The sequence below is a fragment of the Aureimonas sp. ME7 genome (genome assembly GCF_903970965.1).
Lineage (GTDB): Bacteria > Pseudomonadota > Alphaproteobacteria > Rhizobiales > Rhizobiaceae > Aureimonas.
Window position 1 is genome coordinate 46,456 of sequence record NZ_CAJCKW010000001.1, and the last position, 25,061, is coordinate 71,516.

29 protein-coding genes are annotated in these 25,061 nt (G+C 69.3%); 6 read left to right on the plus strand and 23 right to left on the minus strand.

All coding sequences use genetic code 11. From position 1 onward, the window contains the following. Positions 1-10: 10 nt before the first annotated feature. A complete protein-coding gene (locus H7A85_RS00260; protein WP_182083891.1) occupies positions 11-511 on the plus strand; it encodes a DUF2231 domain-containing protein in 501 nt (166 codons plus the stop codon). On the opposite strand, the gene H7A85_RS00265 is transcribed toward H7A85_RS00260, so the two are convergent. Then, the gene (locus H7A85_RS00265; RefSeq protein ID WP_182083892.1) at positions 489-995 is read right to left on the minus strand and encodes a CopD family protein; all 507 of its coding nucleotides are present in this window, start codon (positions 993-995) and stop codon (positions 489-491) included. The two genes, H7A85_RS00260 and H7A85_RS00265, sit on opposite strands and share 23 nt — an antisense overlap. Further along, positions 992-1,756, minus strand: coding sequence for a cytochrome c oxidase assembly protein (locus tag H7A85_RS00270; RefSeq protein ID WP_182083893.1), 765 nt, complete (start codon positions 1,754-1,756; stop codon positions 992-994). Before H7A85_RS00270 ends, H7A85_RS00265 begins: the two co-directional genes overlap by 4 nt. Positions 1,757-2,468: 712 nt before the next feature. Here H7A85_RS00270 and H7A85_RS00275 point away from each other — a divergent pair. Further along, positions 2,469-3,506, plus strand: a complete 1,038-nt coding sequence (locus tag H7A85_RS00275) for a hypothetical protein (protein ID WP_182083894.1) — start codon at positions 2,469-2,471, stop codon at positions 3,504-3,506. A gap of 240 nt (positions 3,507-3,746) precedes the next feature. Here H7A85_RS00275 and H7A85_RS00280 read toward each other — a convergent pair whose 3' ends face one another. The 10 genes from H7A85_RS00280 to H7A85_RS00325 form a co-directional block, all read right to left on the minus strand. Further along, complete coding sequence (locus H7A85_RS00280; protein WP_182083895.1) at positions 3,747-5,288, minus strand: MFS transporter; 1,542 nt, start codon at positions 5,286-5,288, stop codon at positions 3,747-3,749. Between the two features lie 69 nt (positions 5,289-5,357). Beyond that, positions 5,358-6,386, minus strand: coding sequence for an aliphatic sulfonate ABC transporter substrate-binding protein (locus H7A85_RS00285; protein ID WP_182083896.1), 1,029 nt, complete (start codon positions 6,384-6,386; stop codon positions 5,358-5,360). Positions 6,387-6,481: 95 nt separating this feature from the next. Beyond that, positions 6,482-7,336, minus strand: coding sequence for an ABC transporter permease (locus H7A85_RS00290; protein ID WP_182083897.1), 855 nt, complete (start codon positions 7,334-7,336; stop codon positions 6,482-6,484). Between the two features lie 13 nt (positions 7,337-7,349). Continuing rightward, positions 7,350-8,186 (minus strand): ABC transporter ATP-binding protein, encoded by an 837-nt coding sequence (locus tag H7A85_RS00295; RefSeq protein WP_182083898.1) that lies wholly within the window; start codon positions 8,184-8,186, stop codon positions 7,350-7,352. Between the two features lie 21 nt (positions 8,187-8,207). Continuing rightward, positions 8,208-8,537 carry a ferredoxin family protein gene (locus H7A85_RS00300; protein ID WP_182083899.1) on the minus strand — a complete coding sequence of 110 codons (330 nt, stop codon included), beginning with the start codon at positions 8,535-8,537 and terminating at the stop codon, positions 8,208-8,210. Beyond that, on the minus strand, positions 8,534-10,168 hold the full coding sequence (locus H7A85_RS00305) for an FAD-binding protein (RefSeq protein WP_182083900.1): 1,635 nt from the start codon (positions 10,166-10,168) through the stop codon (positions 8,534-8,536). The genes H7A85_RS00300 and H7A85_RS00305 overlap by 4 nt, the downstream gene beginning before the upstream one ends. A gap of 26 nt (positions 10,169-10,194) precedes the next feature. Then, a complete protein-coding gene (locus H7A85_RS00310) occupies positions 10,195-10,782 on the minus strand; it encodes a thioredoxin family protein (RefSeq protein WP_182083901.1) in 588 nt (195 codons plus the stop codon). Between the two features lie 224 nt (positions 10,783-11,006). Continuing rightward, on the minus strand, positions 11,007-11,234 hold the full coding sequence (locus H7A85_RS00315) for a hypothetical protein (protein WP_182083902.1): 228 nt from the start codon (positions 11,232-11,234) through the stop codon (positions 11,007-11,009). 51 nt (positions 11,235-11,285) lie between these two features. Further along, positions 11,286-12,836: a sodium:proton antiporter gene (locus tag H7A85_RS00320; protein WP_182083903.1), complete on the minus strand. Its 1,551-nt coding sequence runs from the start codon at positions 12,834-12,836 to the stop codon at positions 11,286-11,288. Positions 12,837-12,956: 120 nt separating this feature from the next. After that, complete coding sequence (locus tag H7A85_RS00325) at positions 12,957-13,634, minus strand: arylesterase (RefSeq protein ID WP_244630852.1); 678 nt, start codon at positions 13,632-13,634, stop codon at positions 12,957-12,959. Between the two features lie 176 nt (positions 13,635-13,810). Between H7A85_RS00325 and H7A85_RS00330 the strand changes: the two genes are divergently transcribed. Beyond that, on the plus strand, positions 13,811-14,116 hold the full coding sequence (locus tag H7A85_RS00330) for a DUF433 domain-containing protein (protein ID WP_182083904.1): 306 nt from the start codon (positions 13,811-13,813) through the stop codon (positions 14,114-14,116). A 194-nt stretch (positions 14,117-14,310) separates the two neighbouring features. Here H7A85_RS00330 and H7A85_RS00335 read toward each other — a convergent pair whose 3' ends face one another. Next, positions 14,311-14,739 carry a DUF1622 domain-containing protein gene (locus tag H7A85_RS00335; RefSeq protein WP_182083905.1) on the minus strand — a complete coding sequence of 143 codons (429 nt, stop codon included), beginning with the start codon at positions 14,737-14,739 and terminating at the stop codon, positions 14,311-14,313. A gap of 231 nt (positions 14,740-14,970) precedes the next feature. Then, a complete protein-coding gene (locus H7A85_RS00340) occupies positions 14,971-15,177 on the minus strand; it encodes a hypothetical protein (RefSeq protein WP_182083906.1) in 207 nt (68 codons plus the stop codon). A 291-nt stretch (positions 15,178-15,468) separates the two neighbouring features. Between H7A85_RS00340 and H7A85_RS00345 the strand changes: the two genes are divergently transcribed. Next, entirely contained in the window at positions 15,469-15,939 is a 471-nt protein-coding gene (locus tag H7A85_RS00345; protein ID WP_244630853.1) for a CreA family protein, read from the plus strand. A gap of 296 nt (positions 15,940-16,235) precedes the next feature. On the opposite strand, the gene H7A85_RS00350 is transcribed toward H7A85_RS00345, so the two are convergent. From H7A85_RS00350 to H7A85_RS00375, 6 genes are all read right to left on the minus strand, one after another. After that, the gene (locus tag H7A85_RS00350; protein WP_182083908.1) at positions 16,236-17,636 is read right to left on the minus strand and encodes an AarF/ABC1/UbiB kinase family protein; all 1,401 of its coding nucleotides are present in this window, start codon (positions 17,634-17,636) and stop codon (positions 16,236-16,238) included. Between the two features lie 4 nt (positions 17,637-17,640). Then, on the minus strand, positions 17,641-18,135 hold the full coding sequence (locus tag H7A85_RS00355) for a DUF427 domain-containing protein (RefSeq protein ID WP_182083909.1): 495 nt from the start codon (positions 18,133-18,135) through the stop codon (positions 17,641-17,643). Further along, positions 18,132-18,662 carry a DUF393 domain-containing protein gene (locus H7A85_RS00360; RefSeq protein WP_244630854.1) on the minus strand — a complete coding sequence of 177 codons (531 nt, stop codon included), beginning with the start codon at positions 18,660-18,662 and terminating at the stop codon, positions 18,132-18,134. The genes H7A85_RS00355 and H7A85_RS00360 overlap by 4 nt, the downstream gene beginning before the upstream one ends. A gap of 420 nt (positions 18,663-19,082) precedes the next feature. After that, positions 19,083-19,760: an endonuclease III gene (gene nth / locus H7A85_RS00365; RefSeq protein WP_244630855.1), complete on the minus strand. Its 678-nt coding sequence runs from the start codon at positions 19,758-19,760 to the stop codon at positions 19,083-19,085. Positions 19,761-19,831: 71 nt separating this feature from the next. After that, the gene (locus tag H7A85_RS00370; protein ID WP_182083910.1) at positions 19,832-20,779 is read right to left on the minus strand and encodes a bifunctional helix-turn-helix domain-containing protein/methylated-DNA--[protein]-cysteine S-methyltransferase; all 948 of its coding nucleotides are present in this window, start codon (positions 20,777-20,779) and stop codon (positions 19,832-19,834) included. Positions 20,780-20,864: 85 nt separating this feature from the next. Next, the gene (locus tag H7A85_RS00375) at positions 20,865-21,344 is read right to left on the minus strand and encodes a DUF2244 domain-containing protein (protein WP_182083911.1); all 480 of its coding nucleotides are present in this window, start codon (positions 21,342-21,344) and stop codon (positions 20,865-20,867) included. Positions 21,345-21,432: 88 nt separating this feature from the next. Here H7A85_RS00375 and nth (H7A85_RS00380) point away from each other — a divergent pair, with 88 nt between their 5' ends. Next, positions 21,433-22,293 carry an endonuclease III gene (nth, locus tag H7A85_RS00380; RefSeq protein WP_182083912.1) on the plus strand — a complete coding sequence of 287 codons (861 nt, stop codon included), beginning with the start codon at positions 21,433-21,435 and terminating at the stop codon, positions 22,291-22,293. A 110-nt stretch (positions 22,294-22,403) separates the two neighbouring features. Beyond that, positions 22,404-23,270, plus strand: a complete 867-nt coding sequence (locus tag H7A85_RS20770) for a hypothetical protein (protein WP_244630856.1) — start codon at positions 22,404-22,406, stop codon at positions 23,268-23,270. Between the two features lie 14 nt (positions 23,271-23,284). Here H7A85_RS20770 and queE read toward each other — a convergent pair whose 3' ends face one another. The 3 genes from queE to queC are packed head-to-tail and all read right to left on the minus strand — an operon-like array spanning position 23,285 to position 25,058. Next, complete coding sequence (gene queE / locus H7A85_RS00390; protein ID WP_244630857.1) at positions 23,285-24,007, minus strand: 7-carboxy-7-deazaguanine synthase QueE; 723 nt, start codon at positions 24,005-24,007, stop codon at positions 23,285-23,287. After that, the gene (locus tag H7A85_RS00395) at positions 24,004-24,360 is read right to left on the minus strand and encodes a 6-pyruvoyl tetrahydropterin synthase family protein (RefSeq protein ID WP_182083914.1); all 357 of its coding nucleotides are present in this window, start codon (positions 24,358-24,360) and stop codon (positions 24,004-24,006) included. Before H7A85_RS00395 ends, queE begins: the two co-directional genes overlap by 4 nt. Continuing rightward, on the minus strand, positions 24,360-25,058 hold the full coding sequence (gene queC, locus H7A85_RS00400) for a 7-cyano-7-deazaguanine synthase QueC (RefSeq protein WP_182083915.1): 699 nt from the start codon (positions 25,056-25,058) through the stop codon (positions 24,360-24,362). The genes H7A85_RS00395 and queC overlap by 1 nt, the downstream gene beginning before the upstream one ends. Positions 25,059-25,061 lie beyond the last annotated feature (3 nt).

The window sequence follows — 25,061 nt, forward strand, 5'->3', positions numbered from 1 at the left end:
GAGAGCGACGATGAGCGAGACGGCAACCGACAGCAGTCCCGTGATCCAGGCCGTCGCGGAAAAGGATGTGTCCTCGGCGGTGGCGATCGCCGGCCATCCGATCCACGCGATGGCCGTGCATTTTCCGATCGCGCTCGCCATCGCCACGCTCGGCGCGGATGTCTTCTACTGGTGGGGGGGCGATCCGTTCTGGCTGCGCGCCGGCTTCTGGGCGGCGGCCTTCGCCTTCGGCACCGGAGTGGCCGCGAGCCTCGTCGGCACGGCCGAGCTTCTGCTCGTTCCCGGTATCCGCTCGCGCGCCGCCAGCTGGACCCATGCCATCGCCGCGATGATGTTCGTGTCGATCTGCGGCATGAACTTCGTCCTGCGCGTCGTGGCGCCGGACGCGGTGCTGCCGCTCGGCCTCGCCCTGTCGGGGCTTGGCGGCGTGTTCACGGGGCTGGCGGGCTGGCACGGCGGCAAGCTGATCCTGCATCACGGTGTCGGCATCATGGTGTCGGACCAGGAATGAGGGGCGACACGATCTCGGAAAGGCCGCCCGGCCGGAACAGCGCGTCCGGCAGGAAGCCGAGCGGGATCACGGGCTTGGCGGACACGAGGAAGAAGATCACGAGCATCACGGTCGAAAGGGTGACGAGGCTGGCGACGACGCGCCAACGGGCGAAGTGCCCGCCTTCGTCGAAGATGCTGAGAACCAGAAGGCCGATCCAGACATGGAGCGCCACCAGCACCCCAACGAACAGAAGCTTCAGCGCGAACCATTCGAAATACACCTCCCGCGCCACGATCAGCGCCGTGCCGGAGGCGATCGCCAGGAAGGCGGCGGGCGAGACGACCACGACATAGGCGAAGCGCGTGAAGAGGTGCAGACGGTGGAGCGGCGGACCTTCGCCGGCCGCCCGGCGCTGGCCGAGAAGCACCGGCATCAGGAGGATGCCCCCGGTCCAGAGCGCCAAGGCGGCGACGTGGACGAACTTCAGCCAGACGACGATCAACCCGCCCGCCCCGCCTGCGGCGGCGCCGTGTCGGCGAGAAGCCCGCGCACGCAGCCGAGCGCGGCCACGAGGTTCGGCAGCATGGCCGGCACCCACATGAGGAGCCCGGCGAGCTGCTGGTCCTCCAGCGCACTGACGCCGAAGGGCTCGGTGGTGAGGAAATGGGCGGCGTAGAGCGGCACGGGGGCGAAGGTGATCAGCGCGCCCAGAAGCCCCATCAGGGCGATCACCACGAGATGGGCAAGGCCCACCCCGAGCGGCGAGGCGCCGGGCGCCAGGAGTTCGCGCCAGAGAAGCGTCGCCGCGCCGAGAAGGCTGGCTTCCATGACCCAGTAGAGGCGCATGTCGGCGAGCGCGGCGGCGTAAGGAGCCGGCGCGTGCCAGAAGAAGACGGTCGCGACCTGGAGAAGTGCGAGGAGCGGCAGCGCCGATCCGACCCTCGCCCCCTTTGCCGGGAAGGCGAGCGCCAGAAGCGGCGCGGCAAGAGCGATCAAAAGCAGGTGATGAGTCACGCGCGCCGAAAACAGGGCGGAGGATAGAGCGCAGAGGGGCGACACGAAAGCGACGACGAGAACGCAGAGCGCGGCGGCGAGGGCACGCCGACGCGCGCGCGGCCAGTCGCGACCGCGCCAGATGCCGAACGCCGCGGCGCCCAAAAGCGCGGCGAGAAGCCATGGGTCCCAGTTGAAGGCCCCGATGACGTCCGCCGGCAACGGTGCCGGGCCGCAATAGGAAACCGCGTTCGAAGGCTCGCCGCCCATTCCCGATGTCGCTCCTTCGCCCGTTCGCCGTTCCGATACGTAACGCGCGCGCGCCGTCCGACAAAGGGGCCGCGCGAGGCAGGCGATGGACCGGAGGGCGGTTTCTCCGCCCTTCTCGGATCACGCTTTGGAAATCGCGACGTGGGCGTCTCCCGCGTCCTGCCCTCGGACTGACTTTCCTTCGATGTCGTCGGGCGGTGGGAATGGGGATTTCCGATGGGGATCGCTGCCGTGTCGCGTCGCCTTTCGCTCCCGGTCGTCGTTCCGGCGGGGATGGCTATCGATCATCGGGGGTTCCCGGACGGCGTCGTGGTTGTCACCGTATCGATGCGGGCGGCATCGGCTAGCTTGCCCATAGGGCAATCGCCTTGCAAAGGACGCGTAGGAGCTAGGGTTCGCTTGGCGACAGACGCGAAAAGGCTACCCGACACATCGTGACGGTCAGCCACCCTCCCGTGGGGTGGATCTGCGGAATGGGATCCGTCCTTGGGCGCTCTGGTCCCACCCGCAAACGGAGCACGCCTTGAGGGCAAGCCACGATCGCCCCGAACGGTGGAGGAGGGTGCACTCGCGGCCGGGGCATCGTATGGACGCGCACGCCTTGGCCGCCGCGAGGTTTTCGGCCCGCTCCCAAGTGGAGTATGGGAAAACGGGCATGGGCGGGTAGAGCTGCGTTCCGAGTTTCCGGGCGAACACGAGAAAGGAGGTCGCGATGCGCTTCTGGAACCGCGTCTTCCGCCGCCCGCAGGATGCGCTGCCGCCGCCGACATCCCAACTCGATGCTCCCACGCCCGCCGAAGTTCCCGGTCTTCCCAACGGAGCGAACCCGATCCTCCGGCTTGCCGCTCGCTGGCGCCTGCCCCTGGAAGAAACGCGCATGGAGGTCGTCGCCCGCCTCGGCGTCCTGCCCGATCCGATCTATGGATGGCCGGCGCTCGTCCTGGCGGATGCCGAGCCTTTGCCGGGGGCCCTGGCGCCCTGGACGGCAAGCGCCTTCGAGCGCATCGCGCCCCAATTCCCCATCACTCGCTTCACCGGGCTCGCATGGTTCGAGGACGACGCCCATGCCAACCTCGGGCGCACCGCCGATCACCTTGCGGCATCCCTCGGGCCTGCATCGATCGGCCGGCGATGGAACACGTTGGTTGCCGCTTGGCGCGCGGGGCTGGTCGAGGTGTCGCTGACGGCGTGGCCTCCGGAGTGGCAGTCCGACCTGCCTCGGGGAGAGGCCGAAGCGCGCGAGCCGCGGCTTCGCACCGCCTGCCACGTGACGCTGACGACGGGCTTTCGCCTGCGCCTCGGCGAGCGGGAGCGGGAATGGGTGACGGGCTTTCGTCCCCTTTCGATCGACGGAGATGTCGGGACGGCGCGCATGGCGCGGGCCGGCCGCCATGCGCCGGGCGAGACGGAGCTCGAATACGTGCGCGACCCGGAGGATCTGGTCGAGGACCGGCAAAGGACGCTCGGCCTTTCGCGGGACGGCGAAGCGCTGATCGTGGTGTCGGACCAGCTCTTCGTCATGCCTCGCACGGACATCCTGCGCCTATCCGTGATCCGGATGACGCCCGCCAAGGGCGGCGGCGGTTCGTCGCTCCACGCCCATTGCCGCACGAGCGCGCCGGGCGCGGACGACCAGTCCGTATTTCTCGCACAAAACAGCGATCCCGACGGCATGAGCGCGTTCGGCCGGTATCTGGGCGACCGGCTCGGCTGCCCGGTCGAGATCAGTCCCTACTACCCGGACTGCTGACGCCACACCGGCGATGCCCGAAGTCCGCGACGAGCGGCCGGGGCATCGCGTCCCTCGGCCTTGGCAGGGGGGGGGCGGGTCGGCGTATCGACGGGGGGGGGATGGATGGCGCGCTCGGCAGCGGAGACGGATCGCAGGATCGCATGCGCGCCGGGCGACGATCCCGCCGACGACGGGGGCCGGAGCCCCTTCCGTGCGATGTCGCTACCCAGGATGACACGGCTTCGACATCCCGTTCCCCTATCTGCCGGAGGGCCTCGATCGCTTCGTGGACAAGGCCGTGCTGAAGGCGCCGCGGCCGGACCGGCTGGGTCGCTCAGACGGCGCGTTTGGGTGCGAAGCCCTTACCCGCCCGGACACCTCGATGCCGGCATCGCGGGACAAGATCAGAAATCGCAGCGAGGTGATGACGCCGATCCCGCCCATGATGGCGAGCGCCGTCTGGAAGTCCGGCAGTTGCGCCGCCGCGTCGGGCGCGCCGGTCTCGAGAAGGACGCTCAGCCGGATCATCAGGGCGGCCATCGCCACGGCGAGCAGCACGGAAAGCTGCTGTGTCATGGAGGAGAAGGTCGTCGCGGCGCCACGCATCGTCGGCTCGATGTCGGCGAAGGTGATCGTGTTGAGCGCGGTGAACTGCATGGAGCGCGTGAGCCCGGCGACGAACAGGAGGGCGAGAAGGAGCGGGCGCGGCGTCGATGGATCGACCAGCGCGAAGCTTGCCACCGCCAGCGAGGCGACGACGCCGTTGGCGACGAGGAGCGTGCGGAAGCCGAGCCGGCGAAGCGTGCGCGTGGTGGCGGCCTTCATCGCGAGGTTGCCGAGGAAGTAGACCAGCATGAGCGATCCCGTCTCGACCGCGCCGAGGCCCATGCCGACCTGGAACAGCAGCGGAAGCAGGAAGGGGGTCGAGTTGATGACCATGCGCGCCATCGTCCCGGTCGAGAGCGAGGCGAGCGCGAAGGTCTGGGCCGAAAGGACGCGCAGGTCCACGAGCGGGTGAGGCGCGCGGCGCAGGTGGCGCACCCCGAACCCGCCAAGGCCAAGACCGGCGGCGACGAGGCAGGCGGCCGGCCAGCCCCCGTCCTGCGACAGCATTTCGAGCCCGACAAGCACTAGGGCCAATGCGCCGGCCGTGAGGAGGAAGCCCGGCCCGTCGAAGGGGCGCGGCGCCTCGCGCTCGCCGGCGGGAAGGAACAGGAGCGTGAGCGCCACGCCGATCGCGCCGATCGGCAGGTTCAGGAGGAAGTTCCAGCGCCAGCCGGCATGCGTCGTGATCCAGCCGCCGAGAATGGGGCCGGCCACCGGGGCGATCAGCGCGGGCCAGGTGATCAGCGCGATCGCATGGACGAGCTCGGACTTCGGGGTGTTGCGCAGCACGATCTGGCGGCCGACCGGGGTCATCAAGGCGCCGCCGATCCCTTGCGCGACGCGGGCGAGAACGAAGCTCCAAAGGCCGTCGACCCAGGCGCAGGCCAGCGAGGAAAGGGTGAAAAGGACGATGGCGCCGAGAAAGACGTTGCGTGCGCCAAGCCGGTCGGCGAGCCAGCCGGCAGGCGGAATGCACACTGCCATGGCGAGAAGATAGGCGGTGAAGCCGACGTTGAGGCTGACGACGTCGGTTTGGAAGTCGGCCGCCATGGCGGGCAGCGAGGTCGCGATGATCGTGCCGTCGAGCGCCTGCATGAAGAAGGACACCGCCACGATGCCGGCCATGAGCCTGGGGCGGGGAAGGGCGGGGGCGCCCGGTGCTGTGACGGTCATGAAATGCCGAACCCATATCATGCGAAGACGGGGGATCGGGGCGCTGACGCCCCGATCCCCCTTAGGGATAGCGCAGTTGTTGATGAACCGTCAGTTGCTCGCGGCCACTTGCGCGGCGGCGGCCTCGTAGAAGCTGCGATCGACCCAGGTATCGTAATCGACCGTGCCCTTCAGGAGACCGGCCTCCGCCATGAAGCGCTCCTCGCCCTTCAGCGCCTCGATGGCCTGCGGCGTGATGTTCGGGTCCTGGTAGAACTTGCTTCCGGCGTAGGTGGCGCGGACCGCGTTCTCGCTGTTGCCGGTCTCCTTGACGAAGATCGCGATCGTCTCGTCCGGATGCGCGTCGGCCCAGCGGGCGGTCTCGATATCCACCTTCAGAAGGCGTTCGACGATCTCGGGATAGGTGCGGGCGAAGTCGCCGTTGACGCTGATGAGGTGCGGCACCGCCCATTCGGGTTTGCCGGATACACCGGCGTCGAAGAGAACGCGCGCCTGACCTGCGTCCACCAGCTTCTGGGCCGGCCCGGTGCTCTCGACGATCGCGTCCACATCACCGCGCGCGAGCGCGGGACCCGAATTCTCGATGCCGATATTCAGGCTCTCGACGTCGTTGATCGACGCGCCTTCGGCTTCGAGCGCCTTGGCGAAGGTCGAGTGGCGCACGGTGCCGGACAGGTAGGCCACGCGCTTGCCCTTGAGATCGGCGAGCGTCTTGATCGGCGAGTCCGGCTTCACCACGACCAAAGTCTCGTTGGAGGGAACCCAGCTGGACAGGCCGACGAGCTTCACGTCGGCACCGCTCGCGCCGAGGCGCAGCGACGGATTGTTGCCGATATAGGTGACGTCGATCGCGCCCGAGCCGAGCGCCACGGACGCCGCCGAGCCGCCGTCGAAGGTGGTGAGCTCGATCTTGATGCCGTCGGGTCCGAACTCCTTTTCCAGAAGCTTCTGGTTGCGGAACAGGACGAACTTGAGGTGGCCGGGCGCCGTCGAGCCGATGCGGATGACGTCGGGCTTGGCCGGCTGCGCCAGCGCGGGGGTGCCGGCGACGACGCCCAGCGCAAGGGAAAGAGCTGCGAGCCGGAGGATCGCACGGCGGGGCAGGGAGGCGAGGGGCATGGAGGATGTCCTTGTTGGGAAGCGCGGCGGGTCGTTTCGTCCAGGACTTGCGGCTGGAACGGTCATGCTGGGGATGGTTGGGGGCGGGGGCGCTGTCAGGCCGGGCCGGCGCCTTCGCTGGCCTTCCAGCGGGTGGCGCGCGCTTCGAGGGCAACGAGGAGATAGTTCAGGACGAGACCGGTCGCCGTGAGCGTCAGGATGCCGGCATACATCCGGTCGGTCTCCAGCATCAGCGAGGAGTGCTGGATCAGGAAGCCGATGCCGGACTGGGCGGCCAGCATCTCGGCCGCGATCACCGAGAAGAGCGAGGTTTTCACGCCGAGACGCGCGCCGGCGACGATCGAGGGGACGGCCGAAGGCAGGATCACCTTCTTGAACAGGTCCCAATCCGACGTGCCCATGGAGCGCGCGGCCTTGAGGAGCAGCGGATCCACCGACTTCACGCCGACGATCGTGTTGACGAGGAGGAAGAAGACGGCCGCATAGAAGGTAATCGCGATCTTCGACGCCTCGCCGATGCCCAGCACCAGGATGAAGACGGGCATCAGGGCGAACTGCGAGGTGTTGCGCAGCGTCTGGACGAGGAAGTCGCTCATCCGCTCGAACAGGGTGTAGCGGCCCATCGCGAGGCCGAGCGGCACGGCCACCACGACGGCCAGAAGAAAGCCGAGCGCCGCGCGCTGGAGGCTGATGCCGATATGCTCGGCGATCGTGCCGCTTGCGATCATCTCCCAGAGCGCGGCCAGGACTTGGCTGAGCGGCGGAAAGAACAGGGCGTTGATCCAGCCGAGGCGCGGTGCGGCTTCCCAGAGAACGGCGAAGGCGAGGAGCGCGGGAAGGCCGAGGCCGAGGCTGGTCGCTGCGCGCCGCAGTCGCGAGGTGACGGGCGCGAAGCGCAGCCGCGTGCCGACGAAGGGGGCGAAGACGGGCTTGGGCGAAACGAGGGACATGGGCTCGGTCCTTTCAATGCGCGAGCCGCGCGGCGAGGGACCAATCCCCTTGCGCCTTGCGCACCTCGTCGCGCAGCGCCTCCCAGACGCGGGCGCGGTAGCGGTTGAAGTCGTCGCCGTTGCGCAGGTCGATGTCGCGCGGGCGCGGCAGGTCGATGTCGATGATCTCCTTCACGCGCGCGGGCCGGGCGGTCATCACGACGATCCGGTCGGCCAGAAAGATCGCCTCGTCGATGGAATGGGTGACGAAGACGACCGTCGTCTTGATCGTCTCCCAGATGCGCAGGAGCTCGGACTGGAGGATGTCGCGCGTCTGGGCGTCGAGGGCGGCGAAGGGCTCGTCCATCAGGAGCACTTCCGGATCGTTGGCGAGCGCGCGCGCGATCGCCACGCGCTGCTGCATGCCGCCCGAAAGCTGCGCGGGATAGCGGTCCTCGAAGCCCCCCAAGCCGAAGAGATCGAGCAGTTCTCGCGCCCGTTCGCGCCTTTCCCGCTTGCCGACCCCGCGCACCTCCATCGCGTATTCGATGTTTTCCAGGGCCGTGCGCCAGGGAAAGAGCGCATATTGCTGGAAGACGTAAGCCGTCCCCGCGTGGGGGCGCGTCACGGGCTTGCCGTCGATCCGGGCGACGCCCGACGAGGCTTCCGTCAGCCCGGCGATGACGTCGAGCAGCACCGACTTGCCGCTGCCCGAAGGGCCGACCAGCGTGATGAACTCGCCCTTGCGAATGGCGAGGTCGACACCGCCGAGGACATCGACGCGGTCGCTTCGCCGCCCGTCCACGGTGACGCTCTGGCCGGGCTTGAGCTGGAATGTCTTGCGCAGGTCGCTGACGTCGATGCGGTCCATGGATGGGTTCCCGGGATGAGTTCAGTTCTGCGCCGCGCGCAGGAGATGGGTGGGATCGCGGTCAGTGCCGCCGGCGCGTCCCCGGCTCCAGCCCAGCGCCCGGGCATAGGCGCCGAACAGGCCGCGCCGTTCGACCTCGGCTTCGGTCATGCCCGTGGGCCCGTTCGCCTGCTCGGCGACGTAGAGCGCGTCGGTCGGGCAGTAGATCTCGCAGAGGTAGCAAGTCTGGCAGTCGTCCTGCCGGGCGATGATCGGCAGCCCGGTCGCGTCTCGGTCGAAGACGAAGGCGGGGCATATCCGTTCGCAGATGTCGCAGCGGATGCAGCGGTCCCCGGACACGACCTCGATCACGACGCGGCTCCTTCCACACGGGCCTCGGCTTCCCCATCCCAGTCCGCCCGGACTTGGCCCAAGCCGCCCACTGTGATGCGCTGGGCCATGCCGGCGTCGGTTTCCGGGAAATCGCTGCGGCGATGGGCGCCGCGGCTTTCCGTGCGCAGCTGCGCGGCGGCAAGGGTCCAGCGCGTCACCGCCGTGACGGCGGCGACCTCGCGGGCACGCAGACGCCCGATGCCTTGTGCCTGCAAGTGCCGGCTGACCTCCGTCCAGACGGCTTCCACCGCGCGTCGTCCCTCGGCGAGGGTGCCGGCGTGACGGCGATAGTTCCGGCCGAGCGGCGCGATCCGGGCGCGCACTTCGGCCACGGCGCGGTCGAGATCGACGGCGCGCGCCTCGGCCGAGGGCCGCAGACCGGCGCACCCGAGCGGTGCCACGCGGCGCTCGGCCTGCGCGGCCGCACGCCGGGCGGAAAGGCTGGCGCCCCGCCCCGCCCACCAGCCGCTGGCCATCGCCCAGGAGGCGTTGACCGCCCCGCCGCCGGAGACGCCGCCGGTCACGTTCTCTCGGCTGGCCGCGTCGCCGGCCGCGAAAAGGCCGGGAATGCCGGTCGAGCAATCGGCCGATGCGATGCGGATGCCGCCGGTTCCGCGCACCGTGCCCTCGAACTTCAGCTCCACCGGGAACAGGTCGCGGAAGGGATCGAGCCCCATGCGCTCGTACGGCGTGAAGCAGTTGGGCTGGCCCCGGCGCAGCGCGTCCTCGATCGCGGGATCGGCGAGGTCGAGCCGCGCGAGGACGTCGCCTTCCCCCAAGGCCTCGGCGATCAGCCGTTCGGCGGCGCCGATGCCGTTGGTGACGGGTTCGCCGCCCGGCCCCCGGAGCGGCGTGCCGTCCGGCCGGTAGAAACTCGCCCAGCGGAAGGGCAGGCCCTTGTTCAGCGAAGAGCCGCGCGGGGCCAGCGTGTACTTGCCGGTGAACTCAAGCCCCGAAAGGCTCGCGCCCGCTTCCGCCGCGAACAGGTGTCCGTCGCCGGTGAGGCCCGTGCCGCCGAGGATGCGCTCGAAATAGGCGCAGCCGCCGCTCGCCAGGACCACCGCACCGGCACGAATCTCGAAGCTCGCGCCCGATCGCCGCGACATGCCGTTCGCACCCGCCACCGCATGGCCGTCGCCTAGCAATTCCAGGATCGGGTGGTGATCGAGGATGCGCACGCCGCGCTTGGCGACCTGTGCGCGCATGAAGCGCATGTAGTCGGGGCCGCGCAAATTGGCGACGTAGAGGTTTCCCCCCTCGTCGCTCGGAAACGGATAGCCCCATTCGCGAAGGCGCGTCAGGTTCTCGTAGCTCTGGTCGACGCAGCGCAACATCCAGCGGCGGTCGCCGAGCCCGGCCGTTCGCTTCCAGCGCGCTTCCACGGCGGCCTGTCGCCCGTCCCCGGGCGGCACGCACCATGTGCCGGTGTTGGAGGGCGCGGTCGCGCCGCTGGTGCCGAAATAGCCCTTGTCCGCCAAGACGACGCTCGCGCCGGCCTCGGCCGCCGAAAGGGCGGCCCAGGCCGCGGCCGGACCGCCGCCCACGACGAGCACGTCGCAGGCGAGGCGCTCGCCTTCGGGAAGCGATCGGTCCTTGGCGGTGGAGGCCATCCGGCGCGCCCTCGATCCGGCTTCGCTCAGGCGGCGGCCGGGACGACGCCCGGTTCGTTGCCTGCCGTCCACTTGATGTTGCAGCCGATCGAGGGCGTCTGCGCCGCACCGGGTGCCTGTCCGGCGAGGACCGCGTCCACGGCCGCACGCAGGTCCGCGCCGGTCACCGGCTTGCCGTTTCCGGGGCGCGCGTCGTCGAACTGGCCGTGATAGCGGAGCCGGCGCTCGGCGTCGAAAAGGAAGAAGTCCGGCGTGCAGGCGGCGTCGTAGGCCTTGGCCACCTCCTGCGAGGCGTCCTTCAGATAGGGGAAGTCGTAGCCCTGCTCGCGCACCTCCGCCTCGATCCGCTCCAGCGTTTCCTCGGGATGGGCCGCAGCGTCGTTGGAGTTGATGGCGATCACGGCCAAGCCCTTGGCGGCATAGTCGCGCGCGAAGGCCGCGAGTTCTTCGCGCAGGAGCACCACGAACGGACAGCGGTTCGAGATGAAGGCGACGAGGAGCGCCGGTCGATCGGCGAAGTCGGAGAGCGCGACCTCGTGCCCGCCGGGGCCCGGCAGCGAGAAACCCGGAGCCTTGGTGCCGAGGGCGACGGTGTTGGATTGGGTCTTGGGCATGCGAGCCTCCACGCATCGGGGATGCGAAGAGTGGAGCATTCAGTATACTATATTGGTAGACAAAAAATTCCTCGGACGTGCGTCTTGTTAGATTGTTCGTCCGGAGTGCTTTGCCGGGCTGCGATTGGTTGTCGGGACGCGATCGGACCGGAGCGGCATGGCCCGGCCCGGCGGGCGACCCTCGCCGCCGGCCCCGAGGCCCTCCGGCTTCCCGAGCGACAGCATCAGACGGTTGCCCGGTCGAAGAAGGCGTAGCCGAAGCGCACGCGCTGCGCGATGGGCATCTGGCGCTCTGCGGTGCCGCGCGCGGTATGGATGACGGTCGTGTTGCCGGACGCGGTGGCGCCGCTCGTGCCGACGTAACCCTTCTGCATCAGCATCACGGAGGCTCCCGCCTCCAGCGCCGTCATGGCGACCCAGGACCCGGCCGGACCACGCCGAGGCAGCGGCATGATCGGCGGGCGGAAGCCGGGATCGCGATGTCGCCGACCCCAGGTTGGGCGTCAGGTTCGGGTCGCCGTGGCGAGATCGGCGAGATCGATTTCCTCTTCGAGGACATGGAAGGCGTCGTCGCCGATCGTGCCGTCCCGGCGCAGTTCCAGAAGCCGCTGCCGGCGGACCGTCAGCACGCCGGCCCGCAAGGCCTTCTCGGGTGGAGTGGGGCGCCCGTCCCCATCGTCCGCGTCCGCCGCCACGCGCCGCTCGTAGTCCAGCTCGTCGCGCAAGGCGGCCATTCCCGGTGCTCCGTCGTCCCGCACGGCCGCGAGCCCCGCTTCGGCCAGGGCCACACGGGCGATCCTCACCTCCCGGGCGACCGGCCCGTCGTCCTTCAGTCGAAGGACCCGTACCAGCGGACGCAGCGTCGGCCCCTGGATCACCAGAGTTCCGAGGGTGACGGCGAAGGCGCAGAACAGGAGCATGCCGCGCTCGGGAAAGTCGCCGGGCAAGGCCAGTGCCGTGGCGACGGTGACGATGCCGCGCGTGCCCGCCCATCCGATGACGAGGCCGGTTCGCCAATCCGGCGCCCCGCCGCCGTCGAGATCGGCGGCACCGTTCAGCTTGAGCTGCCGCCGGCTCCAAAGGGCCGCGGCAAGGGTCCAGCCCAGCCGGACGGCGATCACGGTCGCGAGGACCGCCGCACCGACGACCGCCCAGCGACCGAGCTCCCCGTCCGGCGCCGACGCGATCACGGCGCCGAGCTCGAGGCCGATGATGAGGAAGGCGAGGACGTTGAGGACGACGACGGCGGTGTCCCAGACGGCGAAGGACGGGATGCGCAGCCGTGCCGACTGGTAGGCGGCGGGCAACCTCGCGAGCGTCATGCCGTAGGCGACGATCGTCAGGATCGGGGACATGCCGAGTCGTTCTGACACCACCCAGACACCAAACGTGGAGACGAACTGGAAGATGATGGAGGACGGTGCGTCTTCGATCCGGCGCGTGATGCCGCCGACGATCCAGGCGAGGGCAAGGCCCGCGACGACGCTGCCGACGAGCGAAAGCAGGAAGGCCGGCGCGATGACCTCGGTGCCGATACCGCCGCCCGAGGCGACGGCTGCGAGCGCGAGGCGGTAGATCAGCAGCGTGGATGCGTCGTTGAGAAGCGCCTCGTTGCGCAGGATCACCGACACCCGATGCGGCAGGCGTACGTCCTGGAGCACCGTCGTCGTCGCGACCGCATCCGGAGGCGCGACGATGGCGCCGATCGCGATGGCGGCCGCCCAGGGGATGCCGGGAACGATCCAATGGACGACGAACGCGGCGGCCGCGGTCGTGAGGCCGACGGCGACGAGTGCCAGGCTGAGGACGGCGCCCCAGTTGCGCTTCAGGTCCCGCAGCGAGGTGTCGTAGGCCGCGTCCAGGAGCACGGGCGCGACGAACAGCGCGAGGACCAGGTCGGGTTCGAGATGGAACTCGACATGGAAGGGCGCGAAGGCGATGCCCACACCCGCGAGCGCGAGGAGGACGGGGTAGGGAAGATGTCCGCGCCGGGCCAGGCCAAGGATCAGAACGCCGACCGCGAGCATCCCGAGGATGGTCTCGAACACGATCATGCCAGGTCGCTCCCATTCAGCTAGGCTCGAGCGCATGAGGTAGCGTGGCATGTCGGAGGCGCCATAGGCTCCGGACCCGCCAACCCGTCGTCCGCTATGCCGGGGCCCCGCGGCGTCCCCTCAATCGGCTGCCGCGCGGCGCGTCTCGAGCTTGCTCAACTCGCGAACGACGGTCGGGAGGATGCCGTCCACGATGCGCTTGACGCCGGCCGCGTTCGGATGGATGCCGTCGCCGAGGTTCAGGCTCCGCTCGCCCGCCACGCCCTTCAGGAAGAACGGATAGAGCGCCGCCGAGTGCCGCTCCGCCAAGCGGGCGAAGATCGGAGCGAACGAACGCGAGGCCTCGTTGCCGAGGCCGGGCGGGACGACCATCCCGGCAAGCACCACGGCCTTCGACCTGCCTCCGACATGCGACAGGACGGTGTCGAGGTTGCGTTCCGTGGTGCCGGGTGCCACGCCCCGGAAGATGTCGTTCGCACCGAACTCGACGATGGTGAGGTCGGTGCCCTTCGGCACGGCGCGCTCCATTCGCGCTACGGCTCTGGCCGACGTGTCGCCGGAGACGCCTGCGTTGGCGACCGTCACGTCGTAGCCCCTGGCCCGAAGCGCGGCCTGCAACTGCGCCGGGAACGCCTCGCCCGGTCGCAGGCCGTAACCGGCCACAAGACTGTCGCCGAACGCGACGATCCGGATCGGCTTCGAGGGTGGCTGAGCGAGCGCGTCGCTACCCGTCGTCACCAGGACGCCGAGCATGGATAGGGCCACCGCGGCGGCTCGGAAAAGAACTCCGTCGGGCATGGGACGTCCTGAGGCGGGGTAAAGGGCAACCATACATGGGCCGGGACAAGCGCATTTGCGACGCGGGGTCAGGCAGGGTTGATCGCGGCGCGTCCATTTGCCCCGAGGGAGTTGGTCACTTTCCTTCGTTCGAACTGTGATCCGACGAAACGCGCACGACATGAGGACGACAAGGAGTGCGGCTATCCCGCGTCGTGTTCGAAACCATGACGGGCACCACGATGCAGATTTTCCATCCGATCTTCGGTGAGCTTGTCACTGCGAACAGGCTGGTTCGCGGCGGCCGTTGGGTCTTTCGCGGCACGATCGTGCCGCTCGACGACGTTTTCGCCGACCTCGACGGGGGCATGAGCCTGCACGAGGTCTGGGAGAAGCACGGAGCGTTGGTGAAGGCCGACCTCGAAGCGGTCGCCGTTCGCGCGTCACGGGGAGGAGCGATGACGATGGGCGAACCGGTGGGGGAGCGACGGCGCGCGGCCTGAGGACGGAGCCGTTCGGTCCGCGTCCTGAACCGGAGGCGGAAGGGCAGGAGGATTCATTTCGCGCAGCGCGGGGAGCCCCGATATCCCGCCCTGAGGGTCGGCGCCGATCGAAGGAGTGCTGACGGCATCCACGGCGACGGATGGCGCCGCAGCGGCAGGACGCGAGGTGCCGGCTGATTGCGGCGCCCATCGTGTCATGTCTGCGAGGGCGTTCGGGTCGAGCTCAAGGGAACGGCATCGCCGAGCGTGGCTCGGCTCCGTTCGCCACGGCCGGCCGCCTCCTTCCGCCACGGCCACCTCCCGTCGATCTCGACCTCCAGCGAGACGCTGAGGAAGGTCCGGATGGCGACGATCCCCGCCAGAACGGCGAGGCTCTGGAGGCTCGGCTCGATGGCGACGGTGTTGATAATGTCGGCCGCAACGAGCAGTTCCAGTCCGAGGAGGATCGAGCGGCCGACGCTCGAGCGATAGGTTCGGTAGGTATCCTCCCCGGGGGCGGAACTCAGCCATTCCCGCAAGTATCGGATCGTCGCGCCGACGATGCCGACGACGATGGCAAGGATGCCGAACACCTCGATGGCGCGGGTCGTCCAGTGCAGGAGGGTGACGAAATCGAGATCCATGGGCGAAGGGCTACGATCTTTCGCGCGGACCGTCGATCCCCCTCTGGGCGCCGGATATCCGCAACCTCCGGCGCTTCGATATCCTCGCTCCGAGGAGCGAAAGGCCCGCTGGCCGCGGCTACTCCCGACCGATCCGCGGCGTCCGTTCGGCGAAGCCGGGACGGGACGCCGCGGGCTCGAGCCTGTTCGCCAAGCGCATTCAGCGGGCGGGGAACGCGATGACCTCGGGTTCTACTTCCCGGCTTGGGTCTTCCTGCCCGGCCGGACGCTGTCGATAGCGGTCCGGATCACGTTCTTCCGGCGGCGGGGATCCATGTCGGGCACTAGGGTGCCCTTCAGCATCTCCTCGCCGATCGCCGCGGTCTCCTCCTTCGTCAAATCGCGGCGACGCATCCGGCCCGCCTCGATCTCCCACGCGTTCATCACACCCTTGGTCACCGGCTTCCTCCTGGTTTCGACGACACAACCGAGCTCGCGGGGCCGATGTTCCGGTGTGGCGACTCCATGCGACCGTCCGGTTGCCGATCTTCCTCGAACCGAGGCCTTGCCAGGCCGGACCGTATCCTCGAAAACCTCGCCAGCCCATGGGTGACGGGTCGCCGGAGCTCCGCCATTCCCGGTTCCTGCCCGTAAGCCCGACGAGCCAACGGCGACACGGGGACCTCCATCGTCTATGACCTTGGGCCCGTCTTTCGTTTCCTTGGTTCCGTCATGAAGCTCCGGCTCGCCTTGTTCGCTCTTCTGCTTCCGTTCCAGGCTTCGGCTCGCGATATCGGGGAAGTGTCGACGGCCTTCAAACTCATCGGCCCGAACCACAAGATCGTCGTGACGGCGTTCGAGGATCCGAAGGTCAAGGGCATCAGTTGCTACGTCGCCCGGCCGCGCACGGGCGGTCTGAAGGGCGCCGTGGGGCTGGCCGAGGATCCGTCGATCGCCAGCGTCTCCTGCGTCCAGACCGGACCCGTCACCTACGCCGAGGCGATCAGCGGGGACGAGGAGGGCGAGCAGGTCTTCGACGAGAGCCGCTCCCTGATCTTCAAGTCGCTGGAGATCGACCGCATCCTCGACAAGGAGAACGGCAGCCTCGTCTATGTCGCGCGGACCACGCGGCTGATCGACGGGTCCCCCAGCACCTCGCTGTCGGTGGTCGCCCCGATGACATGGGAAGCCGTGCCGGCGGAGGCGCCCAAGGTTCGCTGAGAGCTCAACCCAAAGCGCGGCTGTCGCTGGAGCCGCATCGTCCGGCAGCCGGGGACGGGAGGCTTTGTCGGTGTTGCACAGGAGGGAGTGTCGGCACCGGCAGCCAGTCCCGCTGTCTGCCGGCGGCATGATGGGATGGCGTCCCCGGCAACGCTGGCCGCGATGACGCTTCGTACCCCCTTGCAGGCTCGATCCGTCCGGTGCGGGACGCTCGCCGGCAAGTCCCGAGGGACCGGACGGGAGACCGTCGGGCTCGGGCGCAGCGCGCCGAGGCTCCGACATGGGATGCGGCAGTCTCAGTCCGCGCGTCCACCGGGTTCCAATCCGCTCCCGAGGGCCGATGGCACCGGGGAAGCGCCCCTTGGCTGGACGGCTCCCACATGCGCCGCGACCATCGACCGGACGTCGACCCGAGCCTTCAGGCGTGCCGCAAGAAGCGCCATGCCGCTGATCTTGCGCTGGATGAAGAGCGTGTCCGTCGGCGGGACATGCCAGGTCTCGCGGTCGCTCGCCACGGCGGCAGCCTGGTCGCGGATCACGGAGACCATGCGCCGGTCGGCGAAGTCGAACGGACCTGCCCGGGAGGCTTCCGTCACGATGAGTTCGATCATCTGCCCGATCACAGCCTCGTGCCGCCGGACGGCCGCCTCGCCGAGAAAGCCTGCGTCCAGCGCGGCCCTCTTCACCGCCTCGCCATCTCCGGCAAGGCCTGCGGCAAGCAGTGTCCGGTAGCCTCGCGCGGTCGCCGTTGAAACCGTTCGCGTCGCCCCGAAGTCGAGAAGGACGACCCTTCCGGTCGAGGGCTGGTATCGGAAGTTCGCGAAGTTCGGATCGGTCTGCATCACCCGCAAGCGGAACAGTTCGTCGAGGGTGAGATCGATGAGGAGCGCCGCGATCCGGTCGCGCTCGTGTTGCGGGGCGCCGACCATGTCCTCGATCGGCACCCCCTCGACGAAGGACATGGCCAAGACGTTGTCGGTCGTGAAATCCGGCGCCATCGTCGGCACCACGAAGGCGTCGTTGTCCGCCAGACGGTTCCGGTACGCTTCCATCTCGGCGCCCTCGCGCCGATAGTCGGTTTCCTCGTGGAGTTGCGCCTTCGCCTCGGCCAAGAGCGCGGCGATGTCGAGCCCGGGCGGCATAAGGCCGGATACGCGTAAGAGGGCCGCGACGTTGTCGACATCGGCGTCGATGCTTTCACGGACGCCGGGATACTGGATCTTGACCGCCAGCTCGCGTCCGTCGAGCGTCACCGCGCGGTGCACCTGCCCGATCGAGGCCGCGGCGATCGGCTTGCTGTCGAAGCGTTGGAAGCGAATGCGCCATTCCCGCCCCCATTCGCTCGTCAGCACCCGCTCGAGCTGGGCCGGGGGCATGGGATCGGCATCGGCGCGAAGCCGGGCCATGATCTCCGACAGTTCGGCGGGCAGGGCGTCGCCCGCATCCAGCGAGATCATCTGCCCGAGTTTCATCGCCGCCCCGCGCAGGTGCGACAGGCGATCGGCAACCCGCAGGAGGTTGCCGGGCGTCAGCAGCATGTCCCGCATCCGGGGCCGCTGGCCGTCCGCCATGCGCCTTGCGCCCTCGGCGAGCATGCCGCCCGCCACGCCGCCGGCCAGCCGTCCGAACTGACCGAGCCGCGAAAGGCGCCCGCTCGGCACCGGACGACCGCTCGGGCCGTCGTCCCTTTTGCTCATCCGCCTACCATCCCGCGCTGCCCGGTCCGCCCTTGAAGGGACCTGCATATCCATCGGTGATCCAGCCGCCATAGAACGCGCCCGCCTGGGGCGTCACGGTCTGGCCGTCGACGGAGCAGCGATCGAACGGACCCGCATAGAAGGCGACGCGGTCCTTCAGGATGGCGAAGGAGGGGGTCGGCGAGGGATAGCTCCAGCCGACCCGCTCCAGCACGATGCCGTCCGTCACGACATCCCAATAGACCGCCGCGCCCTTCCATTCGCAGAAGGAGCTGCCCTGGGTTCGGCGCAGGGCGGCGGGCTCGATATCCTCCCGCGGAACGTAGTAGCTCGGGGGATGGCTGGTCTCGAGCGTGCGGATCGTCCGACGGCTGTCGACGATCCGGCGGCCCCGATGCTCGATGACGATATGAGCCCCGGTTTCCCGGGCGATGGCGGGCCGAGGGAACGACCAGACGCTTTCCTGGCCGGGGGCGGTTGGCTCCGGTGTCGGTTTCATGGGCGGTCCAGCCGACGGGCGACGCGCTGCAGGGCGGGGCGCACTCTCAGGAACGCGCGGTAGACCCGTTCGAGGAGGGCGAGCGCAGCCGGGTGGCTTGCCGCCATTCCCAACGGGCGCAGGAGCGGAACCGCACGCCACATGGCCGCAAAAGCCTCGGCGCCGCTGACGAGGCGCCCGTTCTCCGATGCGTGGAAGTGGGCGAGAAGGTCGCCGCGGTTCACCGGGCATCCCGTCGTCTCGCCCCGTGACGCATCGACGAAGCGGATCGAGCCGCGACGATCGAGCCTGCGGACGAGGGCTATCTCCCGCCGACACAAGGGGCACGCCCCGTCATACCAAACCGTCAGTTCTTCCATGGCGAAGAGATGGTGCACCCGCATCCCGAAGTCGCGTCCGGCGGCATGCGGCAGATCGCGCCGGGCATCGTGTTCGCGCGTGTTCGTGCCTGCGTCGATATCGGGGTCGCCGAACTCGGCGAGGACACGGGGAGACACATTCCGGGCCCCGTCGAAAGCGGCGCGCATGCCCTTCGAACGGTCGCCGGGATACCCTCACGCCTGCCATGCCGCGATCGAACGGACTGGAGGAATTCGGAACGCAACGGCGCCGCGATTTGGGCACCGGCGATCTTGGGCTCGACGAAATCGCTTGAGGGGGCCGGGTTCATACTCCGCCTCGTCGACCTCGCTCCGGAAAACGGACAGTCCCGTCTCCTGTCGAAGATCCCGCACGCGGAGCGTGGAACGGCAGGGCGGTCGCCCGAGCCGACCGTCCGGATCGTTCGGGTGGCGGCCGGCGCCATGTGCGCGAACATGGGAGCGGCCTCGCAGCACTGTCGGTGCGGCACCGGAATCCTCTCGCGAACTTCGGCTCTCTCGACGGCGATCGGCGAAGGCGCATGTCGAGTCCAGATCATGCGTCGGGAGTCCTGATCTTCGGCAGCATCAGGAGGGCGCCTCCTTCGTGGCGGAGAACCAGCGGCAGAGGTCGTTCAGGAAGCAGGTTTCGCAGCGGGGGCGGCGGGACTGGCAGACGGCCTTGCCGAACTGGATCAGCCAGAAATGGCCGTCGTGCATCGCCCAAGGGGGCACGGTGCGCTCCAGCGCTTCCGCCGTCTTGTCGGCGGTGCGCTCGTTCGTGAGGCCGGTCCGGTTGGCGACGCGGAAGACGTGCGTGTCCACCGCGATCGTGTCTTCGTCGAAGGCGAAGCTCATGACGATGTCGGCGCATTTTCGCCCGATGCCGGGCAGGCTCATCAGCCCCGCCCGGTCGCGCGGCACGACCCGGCCGTGCTCCTCGATCAGGGCGTGACATAGGCGGCGGATACTTTTCGCCTTCATGTTGTAGAGGCCGCAGGGCTTGATCGCGCGCGCGATCTCCTCCTCGCTCAAAGTGAGCATCTCGTCGGGCGTTCGGGCCAGCGCGAAGAGGTTGCGGACGGCGGCGGCCGTGTTCACGTCGCGGCTTTGCGCCGACAGGAGGCAGGACACCACGGAGCGGAACGGGTCGGGCTGATCCTTCGGACCCTTTGCGTCTTTCGTTCGTCCCGGCATGTGCGCCGCGAGACGGCGAAATGTTTCCTCGCGCTCGGCCTCGCCCATTACCTCGCTTCGTTCCGCCATCGCCGCGTCCGCTTCCGTTTTCACGAGGCGGGGACGCGGCAAGGCGGTTTCGGGTTCCCGGCCCGCGACGATCAGGCCGCCGCCTCGCTCCCGCCCTTCACGCCGAACTCCCAGCCCAGCATGGCGCGCTTGCGCGTCAGGCCCCAATGATAGCCCGTCAGCGCGCCGGACTTGCCGACCACGCGGTGGCAGGGCACCACGAAGGACAGGGGATTGCGCCCGACCGCCGCGCCCACGGCGCGCGATGCCTTCGGGCTGCCGATCTCGGCGGCGATGCCGGAATAGGTGTGCGAGGCGCCGAAGGGGATCGCCAGGAGCCGCTCCCAGACCTTGACCTCGAAATCGGTGCCGATCAGGACGACGCGCAGCGGCGCGGCTCCCGCCCAACTGTCCAGTCGGAACACGCGCTCGAGGCGGCGCCCGGCGCCCTCATCCGAGCGGGTGGCGGCCGCGCGCGGCCAGCGGCCGAGAAGATCGGCCAGCGCATGGGCGTCGCCGCCCCGGTCCTCGTCGGAAAAGGCAAGACCCGCAAGGCCCCGCTCGGTCCACACGGCGAGTGCGCGGCCGAAGGGCGTGTCCCCGAATCCGTAAGACAGGGCAAGGCCCTCCCCGCGCGTCTTGTGCGCGCCCGGGCTCATCGCCTCGTGTTTGACGAAGAGATCATGGAGGCGCGAAGGGCCGGACAGGCCGACCTCAATCGCCGTGTCGAGAAGCGGCAGGCCGCCCGCCAAATGCCGACGTGCATGGTCGATGGTGACCGCCTGGAGAAAGGCCTTGGGCGACAGGCCGGCCCAGCGCCGGAAGGTCGCTTCCAGATGGGCGGGCTCGGCGCCGCAGGCGAGCGCGATCTCGGCGAGCGACGGCTGCGCCCGGTAGCGATCGGAGACGAACTCGATCACCCGGCGCACCAGGGCGTAGTCGGACGGGGGCGCCAGGGCTTCGAGGGGGCGGACCGGCGGCTCGGCGACGCTCGGTCCGAGGGCGGGAAGGGGGCCGGGGAAGGGGGCGTGAAGGGTCATGGAAACGCTCTCGGGCCGTCTTGATCAACGGAACGATGAACCCTCCCGCGCGGCGCCGCCACCCGTTTTCCGGCAAGACGCGCCCTCAGCCGCGCTTGGCCTCGTTCAGAGCCCTGGTAAAGGCCTCGGCGAAGCTTTCGCGGTCGTCCGGATTGAGAAAGGCGCCGATCTCGGTCTGCCGCCCTTCCGCGGCCACGGCCATGTGGGTGACGCCGGCCAGCTGGTGGCGGCGCACCAGGAAGCGCGTCCAGAACGGATTGTAGCGCGCCTCGCTCCGGTGCCCCTTCGCCGACGTCTTGACGATGGCGAGCTCGGTGCGCGACACCAGCACCTCCTCGCTGGCCTTGGCCGAACGGAAGCTTGCCTTCAACGCCAGCCAGAGGAGGAACACGTCGAGCCCGAAGAAGCCGACCACCGGCCAGGCGCCGTTGGCGATGAAGATCGCGCACGACAGGACGCTGGCCCCGCCGAACAGGGCCATGGTCACGTTGAAGCCCCGCGTCCCCAGCGATCGGTAGGGGGTGAGCAGGGCGTGGAACAGGGGTGTCTCGGCGCTCTCCGGCATCTCCGGCTTGCCTCATAGGCTGGATCCGTTCCAAAGAACCGGACGACGGATCGCGTGAAGACCTCGGCGGCCAGGATAGGCGAAAATCATGGCGGAAACAGTCCCCGCGTCCAAACGCGCGCCCAGCCGGGCCAAGGCGGCTGCGGCCAAGGCGCCGGCGAAGGGCAAGGCGAAATCGGCCGTCGCCAAGGCGGTGCGGGCCAAGGCCGAAACGGCGGCGCCGCCCATCCCCTATTCGGCCGACGAGATCGCCGAGATCTTCCGCCGCTTCGCCGTGCAGCGTCCCCATCCGACGTCCGAGCTGGAGCATGTCAACACGTTCACACTGCTGGTGGCGGTGGTTCTGTCGGCGCAGATGACGGATGCCGGCGTCAACCGCGCGACGCGTGGCCTGTTCGCCCGAGCCTCGACGCCGGCCGCGATGGCCGCGCTCGGCGAGGACGAGATCCGCGAGGCGATCCGCTCCGTCGGCTTCTTCCGCACCAAGGCGAAGAACGTGCAGCGGCTTTCGGAGATCCTACGCGATGAGTTCGCGGGCGAGGTGCCGCATGACCGGGCCTCCCTGGAAAAGCTGCCGGGCGTCGGTCGCAAGACCGCCAACGTCATCATGAACACGGCCTTCGGCGAGGAAACGCTGGCCGTCGACACCCATATCCTGCGCATCGGCAACCGGCTGAAGATCGCGCCCGGTAAGACGCCGGAAGCGGTGGAGGCGGGGTTCCTGCGGATTATTCCGGACGGGTTCCTGCGCCACGCCCATCACTGGCTGATCCTTCACGGCCGCTTCGTGTGCAAGGCACGAAAGCCCGATTGCGAGCATTGCGTCATCGCCGACCTTTGCCGCGCCGACGAGAAATGGTGCGAAACGCCCGCCCCGCTCGTCGCGCTTCCCGACGCCCCGCCCGGACCCCAGCCGCTGCCGCCGGGCGCCAAGCGCCCGGGCGGGTGAGGCGGGACATGCGATCGGGCGATGACGCCGCCGATCGCGGGGGATAGGCTGGGGCATCCCCCCGGCCGAGACCTTCGAGGCCGGATCGCACGTGACGCGGGAGGCTGGCCATGCGCCGGAAACCGAACGGAGCCGGCCTTCGTCGCGGCCTTGCCGCGACATCGTGCCGGCGCATGGGCTCGGCCGCGCTCGTTCTCGCGGGCCTCGCGTGTTTCGGCCTGCCTGCCCTGGCGGGGAACCCAGCCGAGCCGTCGCGGCCTCCTTACGCCGGGGAGAAGGCCGATTCCCCGTATCGAACCCTACGTTCCGAGGCGCGGTTCGCCTTTCCCGGCGCGCTGCCCGCTCGCGGGATTCTGCTGGCGCGGGGAAACTTCCTTTCGCCGAAGGCGCACTGGATCGTGGTCGATCTCGACGCGGGGACCCTGCGCCGCGCGACGACGCACCTGTCGGGGCGAACGGCGGGCGGCGAGCCCGTCGCCGTCCTCGATGCCGACCGGACGCAGCGCCTCGCGCCCGCCGCGATCGAGGCCCTCGTCATCGGCGCCAACGCGATCTGGAAGGGGGAACCGGTCGACCGGCCGCGGCTCGGCGAGCCGACCGACCAGACCTGCAGCCTCGCCCTCTTCGACGGCGACGAGGTTCTGCACGAGTTCGCCTCGGCCTGCCCGCGACCGGACTTCGCGAAGGCGCTGGACGCGGCGGCGAACCCCGAGCCAGCAGCCGACACGGTGGATCCCGCCGGCTCGCTCCCCGCCGCGATCGGCTCGGCGCACCGGGAGGCCGACGGCACGCTCGTCCTCCGGCTGCGGGCCGAAAGCGAGGACGGCTCGATCATCGGGGACGGCGAGCTGCGCACCCGGCCGGGCGATCCCGACTACGAGCGCGTCCGCCGCCATCTCGGACCCATTCCGCCCGGCGGCGAGGTCGCCGTTCGCCCCTTTCCGAAGACCTGGGACGCGGAGCCTTCGGACCCTTGAACCCGATCCGGAGGTCAGACCCCCTTGCGGTTGCCCCAAAGAAACACGTGGAGCTGGGGCAGGACGCGGGGCTGGAACCAGCCGTCGGCGACCACGGCGTCCACCAGCCAGCGCATGCAAGCGGCGAGCGCTTCGAGATCGGCCGGATCGTCCTCGCGGGCATGTTTACCCGCCGGGTTGCCGGGCTGGAGCACCAGCGGTAGATTGGGAAAGCGCCGGGCGGCACCCCGCGCGAAAGCGTAGTCCGCCTCGTCGAAGACCACGATCTTCATCATCACACGGGCCGGGCCGGCCGCCGCGACGCAGGCCGCGAACGCGTCCCAGTCCGGCACCATGCCGCTCGACGGAGGCTTGGGGCTGAGCACCAGCGTGTCGAGATCCGTGAACCAGGGGCGGGCGATCGAGCCTTGCGTTTCCAGGGCGAAGCGATAGCCCTCGCGCCGGCCAAAAGCGATGAGGGGGCCGAGCGGCTGGATCGCCGGGTTGCCGCCCGACAAGGACACGAGAAGCGGGCGCTCGCCGCTCAAAACTCGCACCCGTTCCCAGATTGCCTCCGCGCTCATCGGCGCCCAGGTGTCGCGGAACGCGCTATCCACCGCGTGCAGCGTGTCGCACCAGTCGCAGCGATAGTCGCACCCGCCGGTGCGCACGAACACGGTCGGCTCGCCGATCAAGGCGCCCTCGCCCTGGATCGTCGGCCCGAAGATTTCCGAAACGCGGATCACGTCCGCGCTCACGGCCGGTATTCCGCCCAGGTCTTCGGCGTTTCCGACACGCGCACGGCGCTGACCTCGGGAAAGCGCGCCCGCGCCCATTCGAAAAGGTGCTGCGCCAGGACCTCGGCCGTCACCCGGTCGTGGCCGAGAACGTCGTTGAGGTGGCGGTGGTCGAACGTGTCGTCGAGATACGCCTTGAACACGCCGAGTTCGCGGTAGTCGCGCACGAAGCCGACGGCATCCAGCGTCGGGGAGGCGAGTTCCACCTCCACCGCGTAGTTGTGGCCATGAAGGCGCGCGCAAGGGTGGCCTTCGGGCAGCATCGGCAGGACGTGGGAGGCGGAAAACTCGAAGCGCTTGGCGATGCGAAACATCAGACGCGCGCCCCCGCCACCGCCGCCTGCCAGAAGTCGGGGTCGTCGTAGCGGGTCGGGTCCCCGACGCCTGCCACCGCGAAGGCCTCGCGACGCTCGACGCAGGTGCCGCAGCGCCCGCAATGATGCACGCCGCCCCGGTAGCAGGACCAAGTGTCGGCGAAGGGCGCATCCACCTCCGCCCCGCGCCGCACGATGTCGGCCTTCGTGGCGTGGACGAAGGGGGCGAGAAGCGCCACCTCGGCATAGCCGTCGAGGGCTTCTTTCTGCATCGCCGCGAAGGCGTCGATGAAGGGCGGGCGGCAGTCGGGATAGATGAAATGGTCGCCGCCATGGACGGCGATGGCGACCGCATCGAGCTTCTGCGCGGCCGCGAGGCCGAAGGCGACGCTCAGCATGATGGCGTTGCGGTTGGGAACCACGGTCGAGCGCATCGTCTCCTCGGCATAGTGCCCGTCGGGCACCTCGACCGCATCCGTCAGCGCCGAGCCGGTGAGGACGCGGCCCAGCACCGACAGGTCGATCAGGTGATGCGGCACGCCGAGCCGACGGGCGGCCGCGGCCGCGAAGTCCAGTTCCTTGGCGTGGCGCTGGCCGTAGTCGAAGGAAACGAGAGCGGCGAGCTGGCCGTCGCGCTTCAGCGAATACGCCAGCACGACGCTGTCCAGTCCGCCGGAGCAGACGACAAGTGTCTTCATGGA